The following is an 8,957-nucleotide window of genomic DNA, read 5'->3' on the forward strand; positions in this document are numbered from 1 at the left end:
CCTGGCCCAGCCGGCGCTGGCGGCCCTGGGCGGGCGCGAGATGCCGGCCTCGGCCGGCGCGCAGGACGATGCGGGCATCGAGGCCTTCATCCGCAGCCATGCCGACACCATCTACCACCCCGTGGGCAGCTGCCGCATGGGGCCGGGGCCCATGGACGTGGTCGATGCGCAGCTGCGCGTCTACGGCATCAAGGGCCTGCGCGTGGTCGATGCCTCGGTCATGCCGCGCATCGTCAGCGGCAACACCAATGCGCCCACGGTGATGATCGCGGAGAAGGCGGTGGACATGATCCGGGCCGCAGCGCGCTGAAGAACGGCCGGATCTCAGGCCCTGAAGCGCCTGCGCGTCATCGCCAGCGCAAACCAGTAGGCCGCCACCGTGGTGGCGGCCAGCACCAGGCCGTGGCGCAGCGGGTGGGCCGGCCACTCGTCCATGAACAGCGGGCGCACCAGCTCCACGGCATTGGTCAGCGGCAGCCAGTCCGAGGCCAGGCGCACGGCCTCGGGCAGCTGCTCGCGCGGGAAGAACACGCCGGACAGGAACATCATGGGCGTGAGCACCAGGGTGAAGTAGTAGGTGAAGAAGTCATAGCCCTTGGCCAGGGCGTTGAAGATCAGCGCGATGCTGGAGAACATGATGCCCACGCACAGCAGCACGGGCCAGGCCACCAGCAGCCTGGGCGAATGGCTGATGCCCAGCGCCAGCATCACGCCCAGGATGGCGGTGACCGTGAACAGCGCCTTGAAGGCGGCCCAGAGCATCTCGGCCAGCAGCACGCTGTCCAGGCTGATGGGCGCGTTCATGATGCCGTCCCAGGTCTTTTGCACATGCATGCGCGAGAAGGCCGAGTACAGCGCCTCGAAGCTGGCGGCATTCATGGCGCTCATGCAGATGGAGCCGCTGGCCAGGAACAGGATGTAGGGCACCTGCCGGCCCGTGGTGCCCACGGTGACCTCGCCCACCAAGGCGCCCATGCCGTAGCCGAAGGCCACCAGCCACATCAGCGGCTCGGCGATGTTGCCGATCAGGCTGGGCAGGGCCAGCTTGCGCCACACCAGCAGGTTGCGCAGGAACACCGGCCACCAGCGCAGCGACAGGTCGGGCGGGCGCCAGATGCTGGGGGTGTCCGATGCGGGTTCGGTCATGGTGGTTCAGCCGTCGGTTCTGATCTGTCGGCCGGTGAGCTTGAGGAACAGGTCCTCCAGGTTGGCCGGGCGGTGCAGGGTGCGCAGGTGGCTGTGCGCGGCCAGCGCCTGCAGCAGCGGGCGCGCGTCGTGCGTATAGAAGAAGACGGTGTCGCCACTGACCTCGGTGCGCCCGGCCAGTGGGCGCAGTGCCGCGTCATGCGCCAGGCCCAGGGCGCCGTTGCCGTAGGCCTCGACCACTTCGGGCTCCAGGTGCTCGGCGATGAGTTCGCGCGGGCAGCCTTCGGCGATCTTGCGGCCGTGGTCCAGCACCAGCAGCCGGGAGCACAGGCGCTCGGCCTCGTCCATGAAATGCGTGGTCAGCAAGATGGCCTTGCCCTGCTGCAGCAGCCACTGCAGACGCTCCCAGATCAGGTGGCGTGCCTGCGGGTCCAGGCCCGTGGTGGGTTCGTCCAGCAGCAGCAGGCGCGGGTCGTTGACCAGGGCGCGCGCCAGGGACAGGCGCCGTTTCATGCCGCCGGACAACTCGCCCGGCCTGGCCGCGGCCTTGTGCGACAGCGCCGCGAAGTCCAGCAGCTGCGGTATGCGGTCACGCATCTGCGCCGTACCCAGTCCGAAGTAGCGCGCGTAGACGCCCAGGTTTTCCGCGCAGCTGAAGTCGGGGTCCAGCGTGTCGTTCTGCGAGACCACGCCCAGCCGCGCCTTGATGGCCAGTGCATCGGCAGGCATGTGCAGCGGCGGCGAGCCGTCTTCGGGGTGGTAGAGAACATGGCCCGCATCGGGTGCCGTCAGGCCCAGGCAGATGCGCAGCGTGGTGGTCTTGCCCGCGCCATTGGGGCCGATCACGCCCAGGCATTCGCCGGGAGCGATGGAAAAGGACAGGTCATCGACCACCGTGGTGTCGCCGTAGCGCTTGCGCAGGTTCAGGGCGTCGAAGAGCGCGGGCATGGAGCGTTTTCCTGGGGTCCGGGGCTAGCGCGCAGGCTTGGCGGCCAGTGCGGGCCTGGCCGGCGCATCCGGCGTCTCCGACGTCTCCGATACAGCAGGCGCATCGGCGCAGGCCTGCTGCTGCGGTGGGCTCAGCCGCACCTGCGTCCAGCAGTCACGCCCGCGGCGCTTGGCAGCGTAGAGGGCGGCATCGGCGGCGGGCAGCAGCATTTCCAGGCGCAGGCCGTCCCAGACCTGGGGCGCGTGGGCGCAGCCGGCACTGAAGCGGACTTCGAAGCCCAGCGTCTGCGTCGAGGCCTGCAGCAGCGCGGACTGCAGCCGGGTGCACAGGGTATCCACACCGTCGTCCGTGGTGTAGAGCAGCAGGCAGAACTCCTCGCCGCCCCAGCGCGCAGCGATTTCGTCACTGCGCAATTGCTGCTGCAGCAGGCGGGCGAAGAGGCACAGCGTACGGTCGCCCATGGCATGGCCGTATTCGTCGTTGACATGCTTGAAGTGGTCCAGGTCCAGCATCACCAGGGCCAGGGCCTGCCGGTGGCGCTGGGCATGCGCCAGCATGGCGGGGGCGCGCTCCAGCAGGGCGCGGCGGTTGGGCAGGCCGGTGAGCATGTCCTGCAAGGCCATGTCGCGCAGCTGCTGGCTGGTCTCGTCGCGCCAGGCCACCAGCACGGCCACCATCAGCAGCGTGCTGCTCAACGTGACCAGCAGGGCGAATATCTGGTTGGCGCCGCTGTCGGCCGTGAAGCTGGGCAGGAAGGGCGTGGCCAGGGCCAGGTAGCTGCGCACCAGAAGTACCAGCCCCATGAAGACGGCCACGCCGCACATCAGATAGCGCCAGCTGCGTGCCACGGGGCGGCGTGGCTCCAGGCACAGGCCGGCCAGCGCCAGCAGGCTCAGTCCGTGGGCGGCGCTGAACCAGCCGGTGCGCAAGGACAAGTGGGGCAGCAGCAGGGTGAAGCCCAGCGGCCCCAGAAAGCACAGCGCGATCAGGCCGCGTTCCAGCCAGGGCGGCCGGGGCCCCAGCCATTCGCGCAAGGCGCGCGCCATCTGCCACTGTGCCGATGCCGCGCAGGCTGCTGCGCCCAGCGACAGCAGTTCGCGCGAGAGCAGGCCTTGCGGCAGGCGGCTGGCGATGAGGATGAAGATCCAGGCCCCGGCCTGGATCAGGAAGAAATGCTGGGCATGGCGCGCGGCACCGCTGACGCGCCGCCCCATGGCCAGCGGCAGGGCGGCTGACATGGCCATCATGTTGAGGGCCACGACCGAGGTCATGGAGAAAAAATCCAGGGTGGGCAGCGTGGATGGCATGTGCGTCCCTGGATGGCGGTGCGAAGCGGGGCCCTTGGAAGAAGGTGGCCGGTGGCGGGGCGCTACTGGAACGCCACCTCCGCGAAGCTGCGCAGCTTGCGGCTGTGCAGGCGCTGGGTGCCGCCCTCGCGCAGGATGTCGATGGCGCGCATGCCGATGCGCAGGTGCTGGTCCACGCGCTCGCGGTAGAAGTGGTTGGCCATGCCGGGCAGCTTGATCTCGCCGTGCAGCGGCTTGTCGGACACGCACAGCAGCGTTCCATAGGGCACGCGGAAGCGGAAGCCGTTGGCCGCGATGGTGGCGCTTTCCATGTCCAGCGCCACGGCGCGGCTCTGGCTGAAGCGCAGCTGGGGCAGGTTGTTGGGCAGCAGCTCCCAGTTGCGGTTGTCGGTGCTGGCCACGGTGCCGGTGCGCATGATGCGCTTGAGGTCGGGGCCGTCCATCTGCGTGACGTCGGCCACGGCCTGCTGCAGGGCCAGCTGGATTTCGGCCAGCGCGGGAATGGGCACCCACAGCGGCAGCTCCTCGTCCAGCACATGGTCCTCGCGCACATAGGCGTGGGCCAGAACGTAGTCGCCCAGCTGCTGGCTGTTGCGCAGGCCCGCGCAGTGGCCCAGCATCATCCAGGCGTGCGGGCGCAGCACGGCGATGTGGTCGGTGATGGTCTTGGCATTGGCCGGGCCCACGCCGATGTTGACCATGGTGATGCCGCTGTGGTCGGCGCGCACCAGGTGGTAGGCCGGCATCTGCGGCAGGCGCGGCGGCGGCGTGCCCAGCTCGTCATTGGGCTGGGCCGGCAGGCCGGTGCGGCGCGTGACCACGTTGCCGGGCTCGATGAAGGCCACGTACTCGCTGTCCTCCCGGGCCATCTCGGCGTGGCCCAGGCGGATGAACTCGTCGATGTAGAACTGGTAGTTGGTGAACAGCACGAAGTTCTGGAACCACTCCGGCTGGGTGCCCGTGTAGTGGCGCAGCCGGTGCAGCGAATAGTCCACGCGCGGGGCCGTGAACAGCGACAGCGGCAGGGCCTCGCCCGGCTGGGGGCGCCAGGTGCCGTTGGCGATGCCGTCGTCCATGGCCTCGAGGTCGGGCAGGTCGAACACATCGCGCATCAGCTGCCGGCGCTCGCGCGACAGCGTGCCTTCGATGTGGTCGTTCTCGGCAAACGAGAAGTGGATGGGGATGGGCTTGTCGCTCAGGCCCACTTCCAGCGGCACGCCGTGGCTCTTGATCAGCAGGCGGAACTGCTCGGCGTAGTAGCGCGAGAACAGGTCGGGCCGCGTGAGCGTGGCCTCGTGCGTGCCCGGCCCCTCGACAAAGCCGTAGGCCAGCTGCGTGTCCGCGCGTGACACGGTGGCCGTATGCATGCGCACGAAGGGGTAGTAGGCGTGGACGGGGGCGGCCGGGGTTTCACCGGAGACGAAGCGCTGCATGTTCGTGCGCAGGTGCTCTATCTGCTCCCGGTAGATCTGCTGTACGTGCTCCAGGGCCCGCTGGGGGTCGGTGTGCAAGGTGGCTGCGGCCCTTGAGGCCTGCGAGGGGTTGTGAAGCGAAACCATGGGCTATTGTCGTTGGACTGGATGACTGTTGTGCAACTGCCAGGCGCGCGCTCTGTCGGCCGGCATGGGCGGCGCCACAAGGTACCCCTGCATCATGCCGCAGCCCAGGTCGCGCAAAAGCTCCAATTGGGCAGGTGTTTCCACGCCTTCAGCGACGATGTCCAGATGCAGGCTGTGGCCCATCTGCACGATGGCGGTGACGATGGCCGTGTCGTCCTCGCTATCGGGCACGTCGGCGATGAAGGACCGGTCTATCTTGAGCTGGTTGATGGGGTGGCGGCGCAGATAGGCCAGCGAGGAATAGCCGGTGCCGAAGTCGTCGATGGCCAGGCCCACGCCCAGGGCCTGCAGCGCCTGCAAGGTGTCCTGCACCTGGCCGCTGGTGTGCATCAGCGTGGACTCTGTCAGCTCGATGTGCAGCCAGCGCGCTTCCAGGCCGGTTTCCTCCAGCACCAGGGCCACCTCGCGCGCCATGTTGCGCTGGCGAAATTCCAGCGCGGAGACATTCACGGACAGGGGTACGGGCCGCAGCCCCTCGTCCTGCCACTGGCGAGCCTGGCGGCAGGCCTCGCGCAGCACCCAGTGGTCTATGGCCGAGATCAGGCCGCGCGCCTCGGCAAAGCCGATGAACTCGCCGGGCAGCACCAGGCCGCGCTGCGGGTGGCGCCAGCGCACCAGGGCCTCGAAGCCCGCCAGCCGGCCATCGGCCGTGAAGGTCTGGGGCTGGTAGTGCAGCTCGAACTCGCCGCGCTCCAGCGCGCCGCGCAGTTGCTGCTCCTGCATCAGCATCTGGGTGGCCTGGCCGCCGTGGGCGGGTGCGTAGAACTGCAGGTTGCGCCGGCCGCTGTCCTTGGCCGTGTGCGTGGCGCTTTCGGCGCGGTTGAGCAGTTCCTCGGCGCTTTTTCCGTCGCCCGGGTACATGGCGATGCCCATGCATGGCGAGACCACCAGCGGCGTGCCGTCGATGGTGCAGGGTGCCTCGATGATGCGTTGCAGGTGCCTGGCCTGGGTCTCGGTCTCCTGCGGATCGGGATCATCGGTGAGCACGACCACGAATTCGTCCCCGCCCACGCGCGCCACCAGATCATGGGCGCGCACGCTGCCGCGCAGGCGCTGGGCGACCTCGCACAGCAGCAGGTCGCCGGCCTGGTGGCCCAGCGAGTCGTTGATGGTCTTGAAATGGTCCAGGTCGATGAGGAGCACGGCCAGCGAGCGCTGCTTGACCGAGGCCAGCGACAGCGCCTGGCGCAGCATCTGGATCAGGCGCACCCGGTTGGGCAGCTGGGTGAGCTGGTCGTGCTGGGCCAGGAAGTCCATGCGCTCCTGGGCCAGCTGGCGCAGCGTGATGTCGCGCACCAGCACGATGCGGTAGGGCCCGCCCTCGGCCGGCATGGTCTTGGCCTCTATCTCCACGGGGATGCGGTGGCCGTCCTTGTGCTGGATGGCGCCGTCGAAACGGTCCTCGCGGCCGCTGCGCATGTACTGCAGTGCGTAGAGGCGGAATTCCGGGCAGATGTAGTCGAGGATGGGGCGGCCGGTCAGCTCGTCCAGCGTGTAGCCGGCCAGGCGGGACAGGGCCTCGTTGCCGTCGATGATGAGGCCGTCGCGGTGCATGACGATGGCCTCGGTCGTGACCTCGGTGAACTTGCGCATGCGCTCTTCGCTGTCACGCACCTTCTGCGCCACATGGTGGTGGTGGCTCACGTCGGTGATCTGCACCACGGCGCCCTGCAGCCGGCCCTGCTCGAAGTGCGGCATCAGCAGCGACTCGATATGGCGAGGCGGTCCATCCGGCTGGGGCACCTCGCGCTCGTAGCGCACATGCTCGCCGCGCAGGCCGCGCTCCACCTGCGGCGCGATGAGCTGCCACACGGCCTCGCCCACGATCTCGCGCACGGTCTTGCCCACGGCCTCGGCGGGCGTCAAGCCGAAATTGCGTGCGTAGTTGATGTTGGCGAAGCGGCAGCGCAGCGTGCGCGCATCGAAATAGGCCAGCATGGCCGGAGCCGTGTCTGCTATCAGCCGCAACAGCGCATCATCGGGCCCCGTGTCTTGCGCATCGATGTTCTCTGGCATGCGTCCCCCTCGCTGGGGATTTATAGCGGAATCGCAGAGATTTTGATAGCGCTCTTGTGCGAGGGTGAGCGGCCGCTGACGCGTGGGGGCGCGTGCGGCTGTCGGGCATCAGGGGCCGCCGTGGCGGCCTGTCTTTTTTTTGCAGCGCCGCATCAAGGGCAGGCGCGGCCGGGCGCGGTGCGGCGCAGTGTGGTAGCCCTTGCGGGCGCCTTACTTGAGCAGTTCCTGCACCTGGCCCAGCGCGGCCTGGGCGCATTTGTCGTCCAGGTGGCCGCCAGGCGCGCCGCCGATGCCCACGGCGCCGACCACCTCGTTGCCCACCTTCACCGGCAGGCCACCGCCCAGCAGCAGGTAGCCGGGAATATTCACCAGGTTGGCGGCGCCGGGGTTCTTCTGCGCGCCTTCCATGATGGCCAGCGTGCTGTTCTTGGCCGATGCGGCCGTGTAGGCCTTCAGGCGGCTGGCCTCCAGCGTGTGGGGGCCGGCATTGTCGGCGCGCTGCACGGTGCGCACGGTACCGGCACGGTCCACCACGGTGGCGGTGACGGCATGGCCGTCGGCGGCGCAGGCGGCCACGCTGCGTGCGGCGATCTGGTTGGCCAGCTCCAGCGACATGTTCTTTTCCGTGCGCACGGCATCGGCCTGGGCGGCGGTGGCGATCAGGCCCAGGGTCAGGGCGGCGAGGGTGGCGAGCTTGGTGGTGCGGCGTTGCATGGTCTTCTCCTTGGGGGTCAGGACGGCCCGGGCCACAAGCCCGGACGGCATGCTTGCACTGTAGAAAATGCCGTCGCCGCGCACCATTCGGACGGTTACGCGCGCCGCTGCGTAGAAATACGGAGAAGCCAGGCGCGCTGGGCGCGGCGATGGAGCTTCAGGCGCCTGCCGCCGGATCGGCCAGGCTGGCGTAGCGGCGTATGAGCTGCGCCAGGCTGGGCGCATCCAGCTTGGCGAACAGGTTGGCGCGGTGCGTCTCCACCGTGCGGGGCGACAGCTCCAGGCTGCGGCCTATCTCCTTGTTGGTCAGCCCCTGCACGATCAGCGCCAGCACCTCGCCCTCGCGCGCGGAAAGCTGCGCAAAGCGCTGCTGGGCATCGCGGTCGGCCTGCTGGCGTTCGCGCGACTGCACATGCTGGCGCACGGCGCTTTGCAGCGCATCGATCAGCACCTCGTCGTCCACGGGCTTTTCCAGGAACTCGGCCGCGCCGGCCTTGAAGGCGCGCCGGCACATGTCCACCGTGCCATGTCCGGTGAGCATGATCACGGGCTGGTCCACACCCTGCTCCATCAGCCGGCCCAGCAGGGCCAGCCCGCCGATGCCGGGCATGCGCACGTCCAGCACGATGGCGCCTATGCCCTGGCGGTCCAGCCCGTCGAGAAAGGCCAGCGGATCGGCCCAGCACTGCACGCGCAGGCCCACGGTGCCGATCAGCAGGGCCAGGCTGTCGCGCACGGCCTCGTCGTCATCGACCAGATGGATCAGCGGGGACAGGTCTTGGGCGGGCGCGGCAGTCATGGGGTCAGTGGTTCCTGAGGGGCGTTGGGTGCGGCAGGTGCCGGGCCATGGGCCGCAGGCAGCAGCAGCTCGAAGCGCGCTCCGCCTTGCGGCGGGGTGGCGGCGGATGCGGCCAGCTCCAGGCTGCCGCCCATGGATTCGGCCAGGCTCTGGCTGAGCGTCAGGCCCAGTCCCAGGCCCTGGGCGCGGCCCGTGGCAAACGGGGTGAACAGGCGCTGGCGCATCTCGGGCGCCACGCCGGGGCCGCTGTCGTGCACGGCCACCATCAGGCGGCTGTCGCGGCGTGCCAGCTCCACCCGCAGATGGCGTGTTGCGGGCGGCTGCTCTTGCATGGCCTGCAGCGCATTGACCAGCAGGTTGTGCAGTATCTGCTGCACGGCCACGGGGTCGGCCTGGGCGGTGGGCAG

General features: G+C 69.1%; 9 protein-coding genes. 1 reads left to right on the forward strand and 8 read right to left on the reverse strand.

Annotated elements, in window-relative coordinates:
* A partial coding sequence (locus tag L995_RS29600; protein ID WP_047475017.1) for a GMC oxidoreductase occupies positions 1-310 on the forward strand: 310 nt, incomplete at its 5' end.
* Between the two features lie 14 nt (positions 311-324).
* Here L995_RS29600 and L995_RS29605 read toward each other — a convergent pair.
* The 8 genes from L995_RS29605 to L995_RS29640 all read right to left on the reverse strand — a co-directional run.
* Complete coding sequence (locus tag L995_RS29605) at positions 325-1,146, reverse strand: ABC transporter permease (RefSeq protein ID WP_016446549.1); 822 nt, start codon at positions 1,144-1,146, stop codon at positions 325-327.
* A 6-nt stretch (positions 1,147-1,152) separates the two neighbouring features.
* On the reverse strand, positions 1,153-2,094 hold the full coding sequence (locus L995_RS29610; protein ID WP_047475019.1) for an ATP-binding cassette domain-containing protein: 942 nt from the start codon (positions 2,092-2,094) through the stop codon (positions 1,153-1,155).
* Positions 2,095-2,118: 24 nt separating this feature from the next.
* A complete protein-coding gene (locus L995_RS29615; protein ID WP_047475021.1) occupies positions 2,119-3,402 on the reverse strand; it encodes a GGDEF domain-containing protein in 1,284 nt (427 codons plus the stop codon).
* 62 nt (positions 3,403-3,464) lie between these two features.
* Complete coding sequence (locus L995_RS29620) at positions 3,465-4,961, reverse strand: AMP nucleosidase (RefSeq protein ID WP_016446546.1); 1,497 nt, start codon at positions 4,959-4,961, stop codon at positions 3,465-3,467.
* A gap of 3 nt (positions 4,962-4,964) precedes the next feature.
* The gene (locus L995_RS29625; RefSeq protein ID WP_047475023.1) at positions 4,965-7,037 is read right to left on the reverse strand and encodes a putative bifunctional diguanylate cyclase/phosphodiesterase; all 2,073 of its coding nucleotides are present in this window, start codon (positions 7,035-7,037) and stop codon (positions 4,965-4,967) included.
* 210 nt (positions 7,038-7,247) lie between these two features.
* Complete coding sequence (locus tag L995_RS29630) at positions 7,248-7,751, reverse strand: GlcG/HbpS family heme-binding protein (protein WP_197065206.1); 504 nt, start codon at positions 7,749-7,751, stop codon at positions 7,248-7,250.
* A 157-nt stretch (positions 7,752-7,908) separates the two neighbouring features.
* Entirely contained in the window at positions 7,909-8,550 is a 642-nt protein-coding gene (locus L995_RS29635) for a response regulator transcription factor (protein WP_047475027.1), read from the reverse strand.
* The coding region (locus L995_RS29640; protein WP_047475029.1) for a sensor histidine kinase at positions 8,547-8,957 on the reverse strand (411 nt) is incomplete at its 5' end. The genes L995_RS29640 and L995_RS29635, both read right to left, overlap by 4 nt.

This window comes from Delftia sp. ZNC0008, assembly GCF_000799035.1.
GTDB classification, from domain to species: Bacteria; Pseudomonadota; Gammaproteobacteria; order Burkholderiales; family Burkholderiaceae_C; genus Comamonas; species Comamonas tsuruhatensis.